Annotated in this window: 16 protein-coding genes and 1 tRNA gene; 3 read left to right on the plus strand and 14 right to left on the minus strand. The window is 59.6% G+C overall.

All coding sequences use genetic code 11. The features are described 5' to 3' along the window. Positions 1-152 precede the first annotated feature (152 nt). Positions 153-1,145 carry a hypothetical protein gene (locus PV407_RS10075; RefSeq protein WP_332089790.1) on the plus strand — a complete coding sequence of 331 codons (993 nt, stop codon included), beginning with the start codon at positions 153-155 and terminating at the stop codon, positions 1,143-1,145. Between the two features lie 51 nt (positions 1,146-1,196). On the opposite strand, the gene PV407_RS10080 is transcribed toward PV407_RS10075, so the two are convergent. From PV407_RS10080 to PV407_RS10125, 10 genes are all read right to left on the minus strand, one after another. After that, the gene (locus PV407_RS10080) at positions 1,197-1,406 is read right to left on the minus strand and encodes a YqzE family protein (protein WP_332089791.1); all 210 of its coding nucleotides are present in this window, start codon (positions 1,404-1,406) and stop codon (positions 1,197-1,199) included. A 238-nt stretch (positions 1,407-1,644) separates the two neighbouring features. After that, positions 1,645-3,861, minus strand: coding sequence for an ABC transporter ATP-binding protein (locus PV407_RS10085; protein ID WP_332089792.1), 2,217 nt, complete (start codon positions 3,859-3,861; stop codon positions 1,645-1,647). Between the two features lie 39 nt (positions 3,862-3,900). After that, on the minus strand, positions 3,901-4,500 hold the full coding sequence (locus PV407_RS10090; protein ID WP_332089793.1) for a DUF1854 domain-containing protein: 600 nt from the start codon (positions 4,498-4,500) through the stop codon (positions 3,901-3,903). Further along, entirely contained in the window at positions 4,497-6,800 is a 2,304-nt protein-coding gene (locus tag PV407_RS10095) for an ABC transporter ATP-binding protein (protein WP_332089794.1), read from the minus strand. The genes PV407_RS10090 and PV407_RS10095 overlap by 4 nt, the downstream gene beginning before the upstream one ends. Positions 6,801-6,982: 182 nt before the next feature. Then, positions 6,983-8,710 (minus strand): arginine--tRNA ligase, encoded by a 1,728-nt coding sequence (argS, locus tag PV407_RS10100; protein WP_332089795.1) that lies wholly within the window; start codon positions 8,708-8,710, stop codon positions 6,983-6,985. Then, positions 8,707-9,447 (minus strand): DUF1361 domain-containing protein, encoded by a 741-nt coding sequence (locus PV407_RS10105; RefSeq protein ID WP_332089796.1) that lies wholly within the window; start codon positions 9,445-9,447, stop codon positions 8,707-8,709. The genes argS and PV407_RS10105 overlap by 4 nt, the downstream gene beginning before the upstream one ends. Positions 9,448-9,549: 102 nt before the next feature. Next, the gene (locus PV407_RS10110; RefSeq protein ID WP_332089797.1) at positions 9,550-9,891 is read right to left on the minus strand and encodes a hypothetical protein; all 342 of its coding nucleotides are present in this window, start codon (positions 9,889-9,891) and stop codon (positions 9,550-9,552) included. Beyond that, the gene (locus PV407_RS10115) at positions 9,884-10,795 is read right to left on the minus strand and encodes an HD-GYP domain-containing protein (protein WP_332089798.1); all 912 of its coding nucleotides are present in this window, start codon (positions 10,793-10,795) and stop codon (positions 9,884-9,886) included. Before PV407_RS10115 ends, PV407_RS10110 begins: the two co-directional genes overlap by 8 nt. 107 nt (positions 10,796-10,902) lie before the next feature. Beyond that, complete coding sequence (locus PV407_RS10120) at positions 10,903-13,281, minus strand: response regulator (protein WP_332089799.1); 2,379 nt, start codon at positions 13,279-13,281, stop codon at positions 10,903-10,905. A 436-nt stretch (positions 13,282-13,717) separates the two neighbouring features. Beyond that, the gene (locus tag PV407_RS10125; RefSeq protein ID WP_332089800.1) at positions 13,718-14,188 is read right to left on the minus strand and encodes a carboxymuconolactone decarboxylase family protein; all 471 of its coding nucleotides are present in this window, start codon (positions 14,186-14,188) and stop codon (positions 13,718-13,720) included. Between the two features lie 211 nt (positions 14,189-14,399). Here PV407_RS10125 and PV407_RS10130 point away from each other — a divergent pair, with 211 nt between their 5' ends. Beyond that, the gene (locus PV407_RS10130) at positions 14,400-15,278 is read left to right on the plus strand and encodes a sigma-70 family RNA polymerase sigma factor (protein ID WP_332089801.1); all 879 of its coding nucleotides are present in this window, start codon (positions 14,400-14,402) and stop codon (positions 15,276-15,278) included. Positions 15,279-15,421: 143 nt separating this feature from the next. On the opposite strand, the gene PV407_RS10135 is transcribed toward PV407_RS10130, so the two are convergent. The 4 genes from PV407_RS10135 to PV407_RS10150 all read right to left on the minus strand — a co-directional run bounded on the left by PV407_RS10135 (position 15,422) and on the right by PV407_RS10150 (position 17,033). Further along, positions 15,422-15,505 (minus strand) — tRNA-Leu (locus PV407_RS10135). Positions 15,506-15,756: 251 nt separating this feature from the next. Then, complete coding sequence (locus PV407_RS10140; RefSeq protein ID WP_332089802.1) at positions 15,757-15,975, minus strand: hypothetical protein; 219 nt, start codon at positions 15,973-15,975, stop codon at positions 15,757-15,759. 83 nt (positions 15,976-16,058) lie between these two features. Continuing rightward, entirely contained in the window at positions 16,059-16,385 is a 327-nt protein-coding gene (locus PV407_RS10145; RefSeq protein WP_332089803.1) for a hypothetical protein, read from the minus strand. A 78-nt stretch (positions 16,386-16,463) separates the two neighbouring features. Continuing rightward, positions 16,464-17,033 (minus strand): xanthine phosphoribosyltransferase, encoded by a 570-nt coding sequence (locus tag PV407_RS10150; protein WP_332089804.1) that lies wholly within the window; start codon positions 17,031-17,033, stop codon positions 16,464-16,466. 201 nt (positions 17,034-17,234) lie between these two features. On the opposite strand from PV407_RS10150, the gene PV407_RS10155 reads away from it, so the two are divergent. Beyond that, positions 17,235-17,859, plus strand: a 625-nt coding sequence (locus tag PV407_RS10155; RefSeq protein ID WP_332089805.1) for a hypothetical protein, incomplete at its 3' end; no start/stop codon positions are given.

The following is a 17,859-nucleotide window of genomic DNA, read 5'->3' on the forward strand; positions in this document are numbered from 1 at the left end:
CTAAAACTTCTCAAAAAAACAGGCGGCGCGCGTGACACGAAGCAACAACATTTTTCGGTCATATTCGGTACAATGGGGACATAAGTTAGGTATACACCGCCTTCGCTCGCGAACGACGCCCCCTAATCCCAACGAACGGCAGGTGACGCACGATGCATAGATGGCTGCTCGCAGCGACAGCTTTCGTACTCGGAGCCGGACTGCTCATAAGTCGCGTATCCGAGATCGCCGCATCCGAACAATTGGAAACGCATTCGCTCGCGCAAACCGGATTATCCGTCGAATCTTCCGTCTACGCCCCGGGCGTCCGCCCGGGTTCGGACAGCAGTACCCCGCCCGTTCCGGCCGATTTTGACGCCCAAATCAACGGCTGGATTGCCTCGCTTTCGGCGCAGGACCGGTTCAACGACTGGAACGGCGCCGCCTGGACCCGCTATCCGCTCGGAGCCGGCATGCACGGCTGGCTGATTCTGCTTCGCAAGGACGGAAGCGAAGTCGGCTACCTCGTCGTCGGCGCGGCCGAGGACGGCAGCTTGAAGCTGGTCGAATACGGCGCCGGCGAAAACCCGTTATTCAGCATGAAAACACTGTATCGCTCGTTGATACAGGGTGAACTGATACGTTCCGATATTACCGACACATCCGCAATTCCGCCGATTTCCGTCGAACGACTTTATTACAGTCCGCTGCATGCGGTATGGAAAGCGGTCCTTGACGGACAATCGATCTATATCGACGCCGTAACCGGCGAACAGTTGCCTTTGTCGGACGCCGTCTTCGAGCCGCTGCAGCCGTACCGCCCGAATGACTCGCTCGCGAGCCCGGCTTCGCGCATGAGACAATCGTCGGTTCAAGCTCCGTTCGATCCGTACGACAATACGTACTGGATTACGGATTCCCCGATGCCCGTCGCCGGCGCCCGGGAGCTGCTCGCCGACCTGCATTCGGCGGAGAGCCCCGTCCTGTACAAGGCCAATTTGTACGGCAAAAAGGTGCTGGCCCCGTTCGCCGTCACCGGGTATCACGATTGGGGGCCGTCCGGGTTATACGTCGGTCTGGAGCAGCAGGGCGCACGGTACGTTCCGTTCGACGTTTTGCCGGAGCACGGCACGTTCCATCGGCAGCGCGCAAGCGTCTCCCCTTAACCACGGTATTTCTCCTCCTCTTCCCATATAAAAACACCCCGAATCATCCGGTTACGGATGGGGGTGTTCTTTTTTTCGCCTTCGCTGCCTCCACCACAGAAGCACCGATACCGGAACCAAGCCGAACCAACGCACATGCCACGGCTCGCGGGCGCTGCGGTGCAGACTGCGCTGCTCCTTGCGCACCTCCGGCGGCGTATCCATGTAGTGGACTACTTTTTCGGTCAAATATTTGATATAGTCTTCCGTTTTGATCGGCATAGACGCACGTTCACCTCCCGGACATTCGCGGGAAACGGACTATTTTCCGAACTTCGTTCCGGAACCGCAAACGCCCGTATTCAGTATGCCCCGAACGCGCATGCGGCAAACCTTCCCAAAAATGCCGATCGGCTTCGCCTACGCGCGGTTCGCTTCTCGACCCGGATCGTTGTTTTAGCGAAAAAAAGCCGCCGGGGCCCGCCCCGGCGACTTCCTCTCCTCCATATTCGCGGCCCGCTTACACCGCGCTGCCCGTTTGCCCGGATTTTTTCGACATGCCGCGCTGGGCCGTCACGAGCTTGTAGTAAATGCCTTTTTTCTCCATCAGCTCGCTATGGCTGCCGATTTCGGCCAGCTTCCCTTTGTCGAGCACGATGAGCCGGTCGGCGTTGCGCAGCGTCGTGAGCCGGTGAGCGATCGCCAGCGTCGTGCGGTTTTTCGTCACCCGCTTCAGCGCCTCCTGAATCGCCGTTTCCGTCTCGATGTCGAGCGATGCCGTCGCTTCGTCCAGGATGAGAATGCGCGGATTGTTCAGCACCGCCCGGGCGATGGCGAGCCGCTGCCGCTCCCCGCCGGAAATATTGTTGCCGTTCTCCTCCAGCTTCGTGTCGTAGCCGTCCGGAGAGCGGATGATGAAATCGTGGGCATTGGCGATTTTCGCCGCCTCGATCACTTCCTCGAACGTCGCGTCCGGCTTCGAGTAGCGGATATTGTCCGCGATCGTGCCGCTGAACAGGAACGTCTCCTGCAGCACGACGCCGATCTGCGAGCGCAGCTCCTCCTGCTTGATGTCGCGGATGTCGACGCCGTCGATCTTGATGCTCCCCTCGGTCACGTCGTACAGGCGGGAGACGAGGTTGATCAAGGTCGATTTGCCCGAGCCGGAATGACCGACGAGTCCGATCATTTCCCCCTGCTTCACGTCGAAGTCGATCCGTTTCAGCACCGGCTCATACGACTTGTAGCCGAACGTCACGTCGCGGAACGAAATTTCGCCGCGAATTTCATGCTTGCTGGACGCTTGCTTGTCGATGACCTCCGGCTGCTCGTCGATGACGGAGAAGACGCGGTCGATCGAAATGACGGCGTTCGCGACCCAGCGCGGCATGAACATGAGCCAGGCGATCGGTCCGAAAATCATCGAGGCGTACATCGTGAACTGCACGAGCTCCCCGAGCGTCATCTGCTTGCCGAGTATCATGTTGCAGCCGATCAGGAGCACGAAATATTGCCCCATCTGGATCAAATAGTTCGTGATCGGCGACAAAACGCTGAACAGCTTCTCGCTCTTGATCGAAGCGTCGGCGAAATTGCGGTTGTATGCCATGAACCGGCGAATTTCCCGCTCTTCCTTCCCGAACGCCTTGACGACGCGAATGCCGCTGAGCACGTCGTGCAAAAACGAGCTCGCCTTGTCGTACACCCGCCACTGCAGATGAAACAGCTTCCACAGCACGTACTTCCAAATGTAATAGTGCAAATAGGCGACGATCGGCGCCGGCAGCAGCACGACGCAGGCGAGCCGCCAGTCGGCGTGGAACAGCAAATAGGCGGCGGAGACGAGCACGATCATTTGGAAAATCGCGGTCGTGCACATTTCCTGAATCAGATGCCGAATCCGGTCCGTATCCGACGAAATGCGGTTCATCATGTCCCCGGCCCGCTGCGACGTCAAAAAGCCGAGCGACAAATGCTGCAGCTTGTCGTACACCATTTCGCGCAAATCGGCGGCGATGTTCGAGCTGACCCCGGCCATGATCCGGCTTCGAGCGATGCCGAGCAGCTCGCCGAACACGAGCGTCGCCAGCATCCCCGCCAGCGCGAACCAAAACATCTCCATGCTGCCGGTCTGCCCTTCCGGCGGCTGCAGCGCCGAGTTGACCATCACCTTCTGAAAGTACGGACCGACCAGCGCGATGGCCGCCGAGACGAACATCGTGACGAGGCCGAGCCCGAGCCATTTCCAGTGCGATTTGGAGACGAGCAGCAGCCGTTTGATCGCCGCCGCCTTATTCATGCATTTCGGACATACCCGCGTGCCGGAAATGAACGGACCGCCGCATTTGCGGCAAATCGCCTCTTCCTCGTTGTTGTAAATGCGCACCGGGCTGCGGGACGCCATATCGTTCAATATTTTGGCGATATAGCCGTACCGGGCCGCATGCTGCATCGTCGCTCTCGCCACGATCCGCTTCTCGCCGTGCTCGACCGCTTCGAGCACCGCGTTGCCGATCAGCGGCACGATCTTGTAGTCGCTCGCGTCCGCGATAAAGCCGCTGTCCGTCGTTTCGCCCCGCTCGACGACGGCCCACCGCTCTCGGCCGATGACGAAATAGGCGTCCGTCCGCCTGCCTCCGAGCGACAGGTCGGCGGGGACGCAGTAATCGATTTGCTCCCCGACGGCAAGCTGCGCCGCGCTCAAATCGTGTTCCGGGAGCGCATATTGTAAATTCATCGAAACCTCCGCTTGTTACGGCCTGAACCTCGTTTTCGGCTACATGCACATTTCGACCATCCGGTACTCTTTGTCGCTTATTTTCTCCAAGTCGGGAATGACGAACCGGTTGCCGTCCACGTCGAGGACGAGCAGCCTGTTTTCGCCCACCAGCTTCACGTTGTTGCCGCCGCTGCGAACCGTAAACCGGCATACGCCCGACGTCGTCTCCGTCTCCCAGTACGAATAGCCGAATTCCTCCCGGATTTTGACCACTTTCGTAATTTCGGGAGCGAAGTAGCGGATTTTCACCTGCTCCTCGAGCAGCTCGGCGACACCCGCCGGAAAGTCGTCCAGCGAGCGGATCATCCCGATTTCTTTATTTTCGAACGTCCGGATCGACAAATAAATCCGTTTGTTCGTATGCGGAAACGAGCAGTGCACGTAGACGGCTTTATGCTCCTCCCCGTCGACCGTTACGTTCAGCATGCGGCCTTCCGTCTTGCGGAACGACGCGTTGTCCGGGGTCAAATAGCGGATTTTGGCCGCTTCCGCCAAGTCCGAACGTTTGCCGTCCGCCTTTTCGCTCTCGACCGTCTCCCGCACGTCCTTCTCCTCCGAAGCGCGTTCCGCTTCCGTTACCGCACCCGCAATCGTCATGCGATGATCACCTCTTTCATTTTCAGCGCCTCGTCGTGCTTCTTCACGAGCTTCTGATACGCGCCTTCCTTGGCCATCAGCTCGTCGTGCGTTCCGGCCTCGACGACCTTGCCCTGGTCCATGACGACCAGATAGTCCGCGTTGCGGAGCGTCGACAGCCGGTGCGCGATGGCGATCGTCGTCCGGCCTTTGACGAGCGAATCGAGCGCCTCCTGAATTTGCAGTTCCGTCTCCGTATCGAGCGACGCGGTCGCCTCGTCGAGAATGAGTATTTTCGGATTGTGCAAAATGGCCCGCGCGATCGACAGCCGCTGCTTCTCCCCGCCGGACAAATTATGGCCGCCCGTGCCGACGATCGTGTCGTAGCCGTCCGGCAGCTTCTCGATAAAATCGTGGGCGTTGGCGATTTTCGCGGCGTGGATGATGTCGTCGATCGTGCAATCGGGATCGGCGTAGGCGATATTTTCGGCGATGCTGCCCGAAAACACGTAGACGTCCTGCGACACGATGCCGATGTTTTTGCGCAGCGACGCGGTCGTCATGTCTTTCACGTTGACGCCGTCGATGCAAATGTCGCCCTCCGTCACGTCGTACAGGCGGGAGATCAAGTTGACGAGCGTCGACTTGCCCGCTCCCGAATGGCCGACGACGCCGATCATTTGCCCCGGCCTCGCCTCCATCGACACGCCTTTCAAAATCGCCTTGTTCGGCTCGTAGCCGAAGACGACGTTCGAGACGCGGATATCGCCCCGCAGCTCCTCCAGATGAACGGCATCCGGCTTCTCGGCCACGTCCGGAACCGCGTCCTGGATTTCGAAAATACGCTGCGCGGCGGACATGCATCGCGACCACCAGTTGACGATATTGTTCATAAACTGGATCGGGCCGTACAGCATGTGCATATAGCCGACGAACGTCATCACCTGTCCGAACGAAAACTGCCCTTTCATCACCATCCAGCCGCCGAACGCCCAGATGAGCACGCCGCCCGTCTGGGTCAGCAGGTTCAGCACCGGAAACACCGTGCCGCCGAGCTTGTTCACCGTCTGCTCCGAAGCGGAGAACGCGACGTTCGCCCGCTGGAACCGTTCGATTTCCTCCTGCTCCTTGCCGAACGATTTGACGACGCGCGTGCCGCGCATCGAGTCGCTGATGATCGAATTGAGCGCGCTTACTTTCCGGTGACGCCGCCACGACAGCCGCCACAGCTTCGGAAACGATTTGCGGATGAGGACGAACACGATCGGCATCGGCAGGAAGCAGATGAGCGTCAGCTTCCAGTCCATTGCCAGCAAAATGGCGGTAATCCCGATAATGTTCATCGCGTTGACGATAAAGTATGACATCCCGTCGACGAAAAAGTATTGCAGCTCCGTGGCGTCGTTGTTGACCCTGGTCATCAGCTGGCCGGTCTGCTTGCGCTGGAAAAAGTGAAGCGACAGCCGCTGCATCGCGGAAAACACGCTCGTCTTCAAATCGAAGGAAACGTTCGCAGCCAGCCTCGCGATAATGCTTCCGAATAAAACCCCGAACACCATGGACAACGTCCGAAACGCGATGATGAGCGCAATGACGAGCCCGATTTGTCCGGCGAACGCCCCTTTGCCGGCCAGCGCCTGGTCGAACAGCACCGTGCCTTGCAGATAAGGGATGACGAGACCGGTCGCCGAGTTGAGCAGCATGAACAGGACGATGAAGAAGATCGACGTTTTGTACTTTCCGGCGAACGACAGCAGCCTCGTGAAGATGGCGTGCTTCTTCAAACATTTCGGACAAACTTGCCGGCCCTTCTCCGGATAAATCATCCCGCATTTCGGACACGACGCCTGCTCCTGCGAATCGTCCAAATCTTGCTCCGCCGGCTCTTCGTTCTTTTTCAGCTTGCCGAACACCGAAGCCAGTTTCGCCGCGCGGGCCATATGCCCGTTCGTGAAGGCGGCGACGATCCGCTCCCCCTCCTTCGCCTTGACGACGATCATCCCGGAAGCGACAAGGTTGACGACCTGCAGCGCTTCGAGTCGGTCCAGCCCGATCGTTTCCGTCGTCCACGGCCCGTCCTGCGGCGGCGGAGCGGCGGCGGATTTCTTCTCCTTCTTCGACGCGACGTAGCCTTTGTAGCTTTTCTCGCGCGTCCGCGGTCCGCCGGAGACGATCGTCAGCGCTTCCCGGTCCAGCAGCAGGTACGTGTCCGCGAATCCGCCGTCCACGCTCCGGTCGCACGCCAGCCAGTAAACGAGCCGGTCCGAAGCGATGCCGTTTTGCCGCAATACCGTTTCGATTTCCGTAGGTAACGTTTTCATCAGCTCTCCGTTACGTTGCTTCAATTGGAATTTTTTTGGTGCATAACACCAATAATAAAGGGTATCCCCTTATCTGAAAAGGGAGAAATTGATTCATAATGAACAAAATACGGCAAACAAAAAGACGCTGATCCCACCGGGTGGGGAGCGTCCTCACGATACCCTCATATTTCGCCGTTCCGTCAGATGCGTTCCGGCGATTGCAGGCCGATCAGGCCGAGTCCGACGCGCAGCACGACGCATGCGCAGGCGACGAGCGCCAGCCGCGCCGTTTTCAAGGCGGCATCGTCCGTCAAGATCGGGCATTCGTGGTAAAACCGGTTGAAGCTTTGCGCTATGTCGATCAGATGGCGGCTGACGATCGAAGGCTCCAGCTTGTCCATCGCCTGCACGACCTTGTCCGGAAACGCCGCCAGCTCCTTGACGACCTGCTGCGCTTCCGGGTTCGCGAGCAGCGACGCGTCGAAGCCGGACTCTCCGGCGAACGCCTCGCCGGCTTTTTGTGCGGACAAGCCCGCCTTTCTCAGCACGCTGCAGGCGCGGGCGTACGTATATTGGACGTACGGTCCCGACTCGCCCTCGAAATTAAGCACGTCTTTCCACGAAAACGAGACGTCCTTGATCCGGTTGTTGCTCAGGTCGTTGAACACGATCGCCCCGACGCCGACCTGCTTCGCCACCTCGTCCTTGTCGTCGAGCGACGGATTTTTGCTCTCGATAATGTCGCGCGTCTTGTCGATCGCCTGCCGCAGCAGCTCTTCCAGCAGCACGACGTTCCCTTTGCGCGTCGAAAATTTGACGCCCTCCAAATTGACGCGGCCGAACGGCACGTGAACGAGCCGGTCCGCCCATTCGTACCCCATCAAATCGATCACCTTGAACCATTGCTGAAAATGCAGGTTTTGCGCATAGTCGGTCACATAGATCGCCTTGGCGAAGCCGTACGTCCTTTGCCGGTACAGGGCGGCCGCAATGTCGCGCGTATGGTACAGCGTCGCGCCGTCCTTCTTCAAGATAAGCGCCGGCGGCATGTTGAAATCGTCCAGCCGGACGAGATACGCGCCTTGATCTTCCTCGAGCAGCCCTTTCGCCTTCAGCTCCTCGACGACGGCCCCCATTTTGTCGTTGTAGAAGCTTTCCCCCGCGTCCGAATCGAACGTGACGCCGAGCAAGCCGTAAATGCGCTCGAATTCCTTGTAGCTGATCGCCTTGAACCAGCGCCACAGCTCGAGCGCCTCTTCGTCGCCGCGCTCCAGCTTCACGAACCAGGCTCGCGCCGTATCGTCCAGCTCCGGCTTCGCTTCGGCTTCGTCGTGAAATTTCACGTACAGCCGCATCAGCTCCTCGATGCCGCCGGCCTCGACTTCGTTTCGGTCCCCCCACAGCTTGTATGCGGTAATGAGCTTGCCGAACTGCGTTCCCCAATCGCCCAAATGGTTGATGCCGACGCAATCGTAGCCGAGGAAACGATGAATGCGGTACAGCGCGTTCCCGATGACGGTCGAGCGCAAATGGCCGACGTGGAACGGCTTGGCGATATTGGGCGACGAGAAGTCGATGACGATCGTCTTGCCGGACCCGATCGCGCGGCAGCCGTAGCGGTCGCCTTGCCGGAGCACGTCGCCGAGCACCGACTCGGCGAAATGGCGTTTGTCGAAAAACACGTTCAAATAGCCCGACAGCGCCGTCGCCTTGGCGAACGCGGGATGCGCGGGCAGCTTGCCGGCCAGCGCTTCGGCGATGAGCTGCGGCGATTGGCGCAGCGTCTTGCTCAGCTTGAAGCAAGGGATCGACAAGTCGCCCATGTCGGGATTCGGCGGCACCTCGATCATCGCCTCGAGCGCGGCCGGCTCCACGCCTTCCAGCACGGATGCGGCCAATTCGGCCAAAACGGATTTGGTATCGGTCATACGGGTTTTGCTCCTTCGTCGGGATGATGAAGCCGCCCGTTCGCATCAAGCTTGCCCGCGACGGCAAACTTGTACAGGACGGCATAAAGCGTGCCGGTAAAAACGGCAAAGGCGGCTACGAACAGCAGCGCGCCCGGATCGACGGCGATGCGCGCGGCGTCGGCAACGATGCGCCACGGACGGACGACAAGGTCCCAGCTGTTCCAGCGCAGGACGCGCCCGAGGTAGACGCCGACCGCGCCGAGCAAATGGACGGCGCAGGCGAACGCCGCCCCCCATTTCGCGCCCATGCGCCGCCGTACCTCGATATGCAGCATATAAAGCGATACGGCGCCGAGCAGGAAGCCGAGCGTCGCCGTCAGCATGTTGAGCGACAAATCGTAATACAGCGTTCGTTCCGTGCTCGCCCAGCTCAAATGCTTCAGGTCGGTCGCAATATACGAGGCGTTCGGATAAAACGCGAGCCAAACGGCGCCCCAGGCGATCGTCGCAAGTCCCGGCCTGCGCCTGTCGGCCAGCGTGCGGACGGCGAGCCGCGAAGCGATCAGCGGAATCCAGGCCAGCAGCAAATTCGGGACGATCAGCCAGTAAAACGTAATTTTATCCAGGTATACGATGCGCAGAAAGGCCATGCAGGCGCACACCGCGCTGGCCGCGGCCATCGTCCGCACGGCGGATCGAAACAAATGTCGCTCCTCCAGCGTATGTCCCTCCCCGATCGCTTTCGTTCCTTCCATATTACCGGATACCGGGACGCAGTGCAAAGCGGGAACGGGTCCCGCGCGCGAAAAAGCCTCCCGCCGCCGATTCGCGCGATTTCGGCCGGGGAGGCTTCGGTTTTAATGGACGATCGAATCGCCCGCGAGTCCCGTCCGCTCGCCGAGCTCGCGCTCGAACCGCTCCTTGACGGAATCGTTGCTGCCCTGCGCGGACAGGCGGATTTCGGAAAATTCCCGGATCAGGTTGCGGATGCCGTCCAGATCGCCTTCTTCGGCCAGTCGGCCGGTACGCTCCACCACCGCGAAGGTCAAAGCCGACAGCGCGTCCTCGAAGCTGGCGTCCGCGTCCGCCACCTTCCGGTACTCGAAATAATAATGCTTGAATGACTCGATCAGCGTCGTTTCGATGCGAATCCCTCCTCGTCCCTTTAGGGTGCGCCAAACGGCTCGTTGGCTATGCATCGTCCGTTTCGCGCGCCGCAATCGTTTCGTTCGGGACGGCCCGCACGCGGTGGATATGGATCGAATAGTCCTGGCTCAAATCGATAAAACCGATTTCGGCCTGCACGAGCGGCCGGGTCAGGCGATGGGGCTGCACGAGGACGATTTTCGCCGGCGTGCCGTCCGTCAGCGTCACCTCGCAGCCGATCAGCGCCTGCATCGATTTTCCGATCAGCGCGGCGACGACGTTCGGATCGAGCGTGCCGTACGAGTCGTCTTCCATCTGCCGGAGCACTTCGTACAGGGGGGAAGGCGAGCGGTACGCTTTATCGGACAGCATGGCGTGAAACACGTCGGCCGCCGCGACGATGCGGCTGAACGGATCGAGTCGATCGCCCTTCAGCCCGAACGGGTAGCCGCTGCCGTCGTTCCGTTCGTGATGCTGCAGCGCCACGATCGCCTGGCGGTGCGTCGCGCCGACCGTCCGCCGAATCAGCTCGAAGCCGAGCACCGTATGCCGCTTCACCGTTTCGTATTCGTCCTCGGTCAATTTGTCCGGCTTGCCGAGCAATTCCGCCGGGATTTGCGTCTTGCCGACGTTGTGCAGCAGAGCCGCCGTCGTCAGCTGAAGCAGCTCCTGCTCCGGCATTCGCAGCCATTTGCCGATCAGCATCGAAAGGGCGCCGACCGCAAAGCTGTGCCGGTGCAAATAGTCCTGCTTCGACGGAAGCAGGGCGAACAATTGGAACAGATGCAGCCGCTCGACCGACAGGCGAATAATCGGAACGACCCGCGTGCGCAGCTCGGCGAGCGGTATTTGCTTCGATATCCGGACATGCTCGAACATGCTCTTCATGACCGCTATCGCTTCCTCTATTTGTATGCCGATCGGACGATCGAGCGACAGCTCCCCCGTGTACCCCACGCCTGTTTCCTCCTCGATATGGAACGCAATCCGTATGAAGCTTAGTTCCATTTTACATGAGGAGCGGGGAGGTCTCGTTCAAAACGAGTTGAAGATTGGATTAAAAATCAGCCGGCCGCCGGCCGGTCCGCCTCCCGGATGAGCCTTCGGATATCCGCGAGCAGCGACTTATGGTCGTACGCGCCTTTTTGCACGATGCTCTTCACGTGACCGTCCAGCTTCAGCCGGTCTTCCGTCGTAATCGTTTTGGCCGTCACGACGACGACGGGAATCGTCAGCCAATCGCTGCGCTTGCGCAGCTCCTCCATAAACTGGAAGCCGTCCATCTCCGGCATCATGAGATCGAGCAAAATGAGTCCCGGCGTCGCCTCCGCCATCCGCTCGAGGGCGGACAAGCCGTTCGTGGCGCGGGTTACGGAATAGCCTTCCTTTTCCAGCAGCTTCGTCATCATTTGGCTCGTCGTCTCGTCGTCCTCGATGACGAGCACCGCATGCTCGCCGCGATCGGAAATATATTTGTCCATCACGTCGATCAGCCGCTCCCGCTGCACCGGCTTCGTCAAAAACTCGGATGCGCCGAGCGCATAGCCGAGCTGCTTGTCGCTCGTCATCGACCAGACGACGACGGGTATGTTTTGCAGCTCCGGGTCGCTCTTGAGCGCCGACAAGACGCTCCATCCGTCCATGCTCGGCATCAGGATGTCGAGGCAGATCACCTTGGGGCGCAGTTGCCGGGCCATCTGCAGCCCTTCCTGACCGCTGCCGGCGAATGCGAGCGACCAGCCTTCCTTGTCCAAATACCGCCGCATCAATTGAAAATTGAACGGCTCGTCGTCGATGAGCAAAATGCTCGTCCGGCTCGGCTCCTCCGTCTGCGCGCGGCTTTGCGCCGCCGCGGGAGCCGCGCGCTCTTGCCCGGGCGATGCGCCGGGCACCCAGCACGTAAACGTGCTGCCGAGGCCGAGCTCGCTCTCCACCCCGATGCCGCCTCCCATCATGCTGCAAAACTTATGGCTGATGGCCAGCCCGAGGCCGGTGCCGCCGTATTTGCGCGTCGTCGAGGAGTCGGCCTGCGTAAACGGCTGAAACAGCTTGTCGACCTGCTCGGCGGTCATGCCGATTCCCGTATCCTGCACCTTAAAGCTGTAGCCGTCGACGCCGCCCCGGCTTTCCCGGCCGACTTCGAAGCGGATGACGCCGTCCTTCGTAAATTTGCTCGCGTTGCTGAGCAAATTGATCAATATTTGCCGCAGCTTCGTCACGTCGACCGTCATTTCGCCTTCCGCGGTCCGAAGCTCCAGCCGGTTGCCGTTGCCCTCCACGAGCGGCTTGACCGTCGTTACGACGTCCTGGATCAGCGCGCTCAGGTCGCACGTCTCCGGATACATTTCCATTTTGCCGGCCTCGATTTTGGAAATGTCGAGGATGTCGTTAATGAGCGCGAGCAAATGGTTGCCCGCCTTGCTGATTTTTTTAAGATCGTCCGCGAACGTCGGCTCGCCGAGCTCCTCCGCCTCTTCGACCAGCATCTCGCTGTAGCCGATAATCGCGTTGAGCGGCGTTCTCAGCTCGTGGCTCATATTGGCGAGAAACTGGCTTTTGACCATGTTCGCCTTGATTGCCTCGTCGTGCGCTTTCTCGAGCTGGGCCGTCCGCTCCTTCACCAATTCCTCCAAATGATCGTTGAGCAGCTTCAGCTCCTCGTTCATTTTGAATATTTCGTCCGTTTTCGCCTGAATTTCCGAATCTTTGCGGGAAAACCGGTTGGAAATAAAAATGCCGAACAGCGACAAGCCGAGCGTAAACAGCGTGCCGCCCGCTATGAAGTAGGCGAGCCATTTCTGATCCAGCATCATCCCCCCGGCCGGCATATGCTCTTCCAAGCGGAACCGGGCGGCCGTCATTCCGGTATAATGCATGCCGACGATCGCGGCTCCCATAACAAGTCCGCTCGCCAGCTTTTTCCAGCCTTCGCCCCGTTCCCCTTCCTTGCGGAAATAAAGCGACAGCCACAGCGCCGCGATCGAAGCGGCGAACGCGATGACGATCGACAGCGCGAACCAGAACGGGTCGTACGAAATGCCGACCAGCATGGCCGCCATGCCGATATAATGCATCGCGGAAATGCCGACGGCCAGCATGATGCCGCCGCCGAGCAATTGGCGCAGGGCGATCTGCCTCCGGCCGACGATGTACAAGGCGACTAACGAGCCGATGACCGCCGCCACCACGGACAGGAAAACGAGATTCAAGTCGTACGCGACCGGAATCGGCAGCGAGAAGGCGAGCATCCCGACGAAATGCATCGACCAGATGCCCATCCCCATCGCGACGGCGCCGAACAGCAGCCATAACCATCGATTCCTTCCTTGGGAAGTGCTGATTCGTCCGACCAGATCCAAAACCGTGTACGATGCCGCCACGGCCACTATGTACGAGAATAAAACGAGGATCGCGTCGTACGAACCGTGAATGTGATGATCCAATGAAATCCCTCTCCCCGATATGGATAATTTTGCATTTTCCGCGGGCGCCGTCACCGCCCGAAAGCGACGTATCGTCGGGCTCCCCCCCGTAACCCGGAACTCCATTCTCCTTCATCACGCTCGCTCGCTCCTCTTCGTCCGCTGACAGAGCAGGCTCAAGTAAGCGCCGGCCGGCCGGAAGGACGAATATCACCCTTTCGGCCTATACGACGAGCGATCCATAAGTCTCAAGTCCCTCCTATTATATCGTATCGGTAAGAAACTTTTTTGATAGCCCGCAAAAAAAACTTCGTCGCCGTCATTCGGCTGCCGAGGAGCGCCCGGATGCCGCACGAAAGAAAAGGGCGAACGTCCGAAAGCAAAAAAAAGAACGTCCGCCAGCGGACGCCCTTCCTTCCGTTTCTTCGATGTTGTTCCATGCCCGGCCAGGCTGCGCTCAGCGAGCCGCAACGCCGGCGATTTGCCTCGTCGGGACGTTGAGGCGGTTCCACAAATTGACCGTGGCGATACCGGCGATCAAGGTAGCCAGCGCCTGTTCGTCATAGTGACGGGCCGCTTCGTCGTACACTTCGTCCGGCACCGGGTCCGTCCGGTCGCTCAGCCGGGTCGCCGCCTCGCTGAGCGCGAGCGCCGCCCGTTCGGCGCCGGTGAAGTTCGTCGATTCGCGCCAGGCCGCCACGGCCGCAAGCCGCTCCGCCGTCTCCCCCGCCGCAGCCGCATTGCGCGAATGAAGCTCGACGCAAACGCTGTCGCCGTTAATTTGGCTCGCCCGCAGGTAAGCGAGAAACAGAGTCCGGCTCGGAACGCCGGATTGTTCCGCGGATGCGAACAAAGCTTTGCCCAGCGCTTGCAACGCTTGGGACGCTTCGGGTACGATCGTGACGGGACTGTTCATTCTGGATTGCACGGGACAACACTCCTTCGCTTTGTTTCGGTTTGGAGCCGAGCCGATCATTCGGTTTTCGGCCCTTCACTACGATGACGGAGCGAATTCGGCGAATGTGACAGATACGCTTGCCCCCCAAAAAATACAGACGCGACGGTCGGTATTGTCACATCGTGCCGATTTCGTTCGTCAAACTGGATGGAAGCTCATTTTAAGCGAGGAAGGAATGCGGATGAGAAACGGGCAAGAACGGTTGGCGGAACGATTCGAATCGTACCGGGATCATCTTCGGGCGGTCGCGTATCGAATGCTCGGTTCGTTGAGCGAAGCCGAGGATGCGGTGCAGGAATGCTGGCTGCGCCTTAGCCGCACCGATACGACCGACGTCGAAAACCTGGGCGGGTGGCTGACCACCGTCGTATCGCGGATTTGCCTCGATATGCTGCGTTCGCGACATTCGAGACGCGAGGAATCGCTCGAGACGCAGCCGCCCGAAACGTTGGCGAGCCGCGGGGATCGAACCGACCCCGAGCGGGAAGCGCTGCTGGCCGATTCCGTCGGACTGGCGCTGCTCGTCGTCTTGGGCAACCTGAATCCGGCGGAACGGGTCGCTTTCGTGCTGCACGATATACTCGCCATGCCGTACGCCGACATCGCTCCGGTCGTCGGAAAATCCGAAGCCGCGACAAGGCAGCTTGCGAGCCGGGCGCGCCGCCGCGTACACCGAACGGGAACGGCTTCGGAAGCGGACCTGGCCCGCCAACGCGAGCTCGTCGACGCTTTTCTGGCCGCGGCGTACGCCGGCAACTTCGAGGCGCTGGTCGCGGCGCTCGATCCGGACGTGGTGCTGCGCGACGATCGGCAGGCGGGAGCCTCGAGAGTGACGCGGGGCGCCGTCGCCTTGGCCGAGCGGGTGTCGGGCCGCGCGCAAGCCGCGCAGCCGGCTCTCGTCGACGGCTCGGTAGGCGTTATTGCCGCTCCGCGCGGCAAATTGCTCTATGTGCTGAAGTTTGCGATCCGGGACGGGAAAATCGCCGAAGTCGATTTGATATCCGACCCCGAACGCATACGTCGGCTCGATTTGGCGGTTTTGCGCGACGGGTCCGTTTAAAGCGGCATCGAATTTGACGAAAAAAAGCAGGCTGCCGGACTTGTCGTCCGGCGACCTGCTCTTAATTGTTAGCACAATCTGGATCGTTATACGAAGAAAAGGAGCCTCGGCGCTTGAGCCGGGACTCCTTCCTTCATCACATATGCGGTCGAGAGGACTCGAACCTCCACGGCTGTTACACCACTAGAACCTGAATCTAGCGCGTCTGCCAATTCCGCCACGACCGCATGACCTGAGTTGTCCGCCGAAAGAGCGTCAACGAAATTCATATTACCACGCGGCCGCACCTGTTGTCAATCATTCCGGATCCGCTTGTTTGTCGTCCGCAGCGGCGGTTCGATAAGAAGAAACCGTCCGATGCTCGCGGAAACGAAAAAAAGCGCCTTCGCGTAAACGCGTTCGCCAAGGCGCTTTACATCGTGCTATTGGGGCGATGCGGCCATGCAGCGGATTCGCACCCGATGCCGCTTCGACCGAACTAAACGAGCTCCGGCCGTTTCTCGTCGGCGGGCTGAATGAGATAGCTCCGCGACAGCTTGACGACTTTCCGGTTCGGCCGGCGTACGATGACGCTTTCGTCGTCCCATGCCACGATCAGGCCGCGCACGTCGTTGGCCGGATCGGCGTCGCGCACGACGCGTACTTTGATGCCTTCCACGCGGTAGGCGTCCAGCTGTTCGTCCGTTATTGTAGCCATACGGCTTCACCTCGTTTTGCCAAAAAAAGACCCAAATGCTTGATTCACATTCGAGTCGTCATGGCATGCTATAGTGACGGCTGTCAGCCGACATGTTCCTTGGAATCGTTTTTCTCGTACCATTCGTCCAGCACTTTGCTCGACATGACGCGACGTTCGATATATTCCGTTTGCTGACCGGAAAACACCGGCTTCCAGTCGATATCCAGCTCGCCGCACAATTTGACGATCGTCAGCAGCTCGGACCAGGCGACGTAGCGTTTATACCAAAAAAACTGAGGATGTTCGATCATATAGGGATACAGATCGTCAAACTCGGTATGCTTGCAGTCAAGCGCCCGTTCGAAATGGACTTTGGCTTCCGCCAGCTTAGCCAGCAAAAATTCGCTTGTCAGTTGCTCTTTCCCCATATTGTATCCTCCTCCCTTCAGCCTTCATTCATTATATCGAAAAAAAAGCGGCGATGGAAGGCTCCAATTCCTCACAGCTTATTCGAATTCGACTTTTCCGTTCGCGAGCGATTTGATGCGCACGATCGATTCGAACCGGATTCCCTGCTCCCGGATCGTCCGCGCCCCCGCCTGGAAGCTTTTCTCGACCACGACGCCGACGCCGGCCAGCCGGGCGCCCGCGCGGTCCACGATCCGAATGAGCCCGCGGGCGGCGTCCCCGTTCGCGATAATATCGTCGATCAGCACGACGTTATCCGTATCGCGCAGCACGCTTTTGGCTACGAGAATGTCCGTTACGATGCCCTTCGTGAACGACGGCACCCGCTCGGCCCAAACGTCTCCGTCCGTCGTCAGCGTCTTCTTGCGGCGGGCGAACACGAGAGGCACTCCGAGCTCGAGCGCGGTGGCGAACGCGACCGTAATGCCGGACGACTCGATCGTCAGCACCTTCGTAACGCCCGATTCGCGAAAACGGTCGGCGAATTGCTTGCCGATATCCATAATGAGCCGAGGCTCCACTTGATGGTTGAGCAGCGCGTCCAGCTGCAGCGTCTCGTTCGACAATACGACGCCGTGCTGCAGTATCATTTGCTTCAAGTTGTCCATGGTTCGTCCTCCGTAAACAAAAGGTTTGGGATTAACGTACCATAACGTCCGCCGCACATTCAAGAGAAAGCGCGAGGCCGTTTCCGGCGCCGTTGGAAAATAAATCTATTTTTCGCAAAGCATGCAACCTTTCGGGGGGTACGAACGTCTTTACTATAGAAAAGTTTCTCGTTGGGTGAAATCGCGAAAGGAAGATATGCCATGAACTATCGTCCGAACGTCCATCTATGGGGTGCTGCCGTTTTGCTCGCCGTCGTTTGCGCCGGCTGCAATGCGGGAACCGCGGCGCCGGATCCGCATTCAGGCTCGTCCTCCGCCTCGGCTCCCCGATTCGGACAGACGGCCCCGCCCCGAATCGTCGCGGATGAGCCGCCGGTTGCGCCGGAGCCGTCGAAGGACGACGTCAAACCGGTCGAAACGACCGTCTCGCAGGAAACGTCCTCCGCACCCGCGCCGCTGCCGCTGCCGTCATCGGCAACGGACAAAAAGGTGCAGACGTCATCGAACGCGAAGCCGGCGGAACCGAAACGGGAGACCTCCGCAGCGGAATCGTACGACGCGAAAAAGCCGTCGCTGATGGGAATCCGTCTCACCGACACGAAGCAAACCGTTAAGCAAAAATTTGAAGCGCCGGCGAACGAATACGAAATGGACGACGATAAGGACCCGATTACCGTTTTCGAGTACGACGGCTTTACCGTCGGGTTTAACGCCACATCGGTCGAGTTTATCGAGATTACGTCGGGAGACGTCAATCCGGGTCTGAACGGGCTCCGGCTCGGGCAGAAAGTCAAGGACGCCGAAACGGCGCTCGGCAAGCCGGACA

Source organism: Paenibacillus sp. GYB003 (genome assembly GCF_036577625.1).
GTDB lineage: Bacteria > Bacillota > Bacilli > Paenibacillales > NBRC-103111 > Paenibacillus_AB.

Excerpts from the sequence above, each read along its gene's own strand:
- PV407_RS10090 (WP_332089793.1), bottom strand. The coding sequence starts at position 4,500 with ATGACGATTGCGGGTGCGGTAACGGAAGCGGAACGCGCTTCGGAGGAG.
- PV407_RS10110 (WP_332089797.1), bottom strand. The coding sequence starts at position 9,891 with ATGCATAGCCAACGAGCCGTTTGGCGCACCCTAAAGGGACGAGGAGGG.
- PV407_RS10095 (WP_332089794.1), bottom strand. The coding sequence starts at position 6,800 with ATGAAAACGTTACCTACGGAAATCGAAACGGTATTGCGGCAAAACGGC.
- PV407_RS10075 (WP_332089790.1), top strand. The coding sequence starts at position 153 with ATGCATAGATGGCTGCTCGCAGCGACAGCTTTCGTACTCGGAGCCGGA.
- argS (WP_332089795.1), bottom strand. The coding sequence starts at position 8,710 with ATGACCGATACCAAATCCGTTTTGGCCGAATTGGCCGCATCCGTGCTG.
- PV407_RS10140 (WP_332089802.1), bottom strand. The coding sequence starts at position 15,975 with ATGGCTACAATAACGGACGAACAGCTGGACGCCTACCGCGTGGAAGGC.
- PV407_RS10130 (WP_332089801.1), top strand. The coding sequence starts at position 14,400 with ATGAGAAACGGGCAAGAACGGTTGGCGGAACGATTCGAATCGTACCGG.
- PV407_RS10080 (WP_332089791.1), bottom strand. The coding sequence starts at position 1,406 with ATGCCGATCAAAACGGAAGACTATATCAAATATTTGACCGAAAAAGTA.
- PV407_RS10085 (WP_332089792.1), bottom strand. The coding sequence starts at position 3,861 with ATGAATTTACAATATGCGCTCCCGGAACACGATTTGAGCGCGGCGCAG.
- PV407_RS10150 (WP_332089804.1), bottom strand. The coding sequence starts at position 17,033 with ATGGACAACTTGAAGCAAATGATACTGCAGCACGGCGTCGTATTGTCG.
- PV407_RS10105 (WP_332089796.1), bottom strand. The coding sequence starts at position 9,447 with ATGGAAGGAACGAAAGCGATCGGGGAGGGACATACGCTGGAGGAGCGA.
- PV407_RS10145 (WP_332089803.1), bottom strand. The coding sequence starts at position 16,385 with ATGGGGAAAGAGCAACTGACAAGCGAATTTTTGCTGGCTAAGCTGGCG.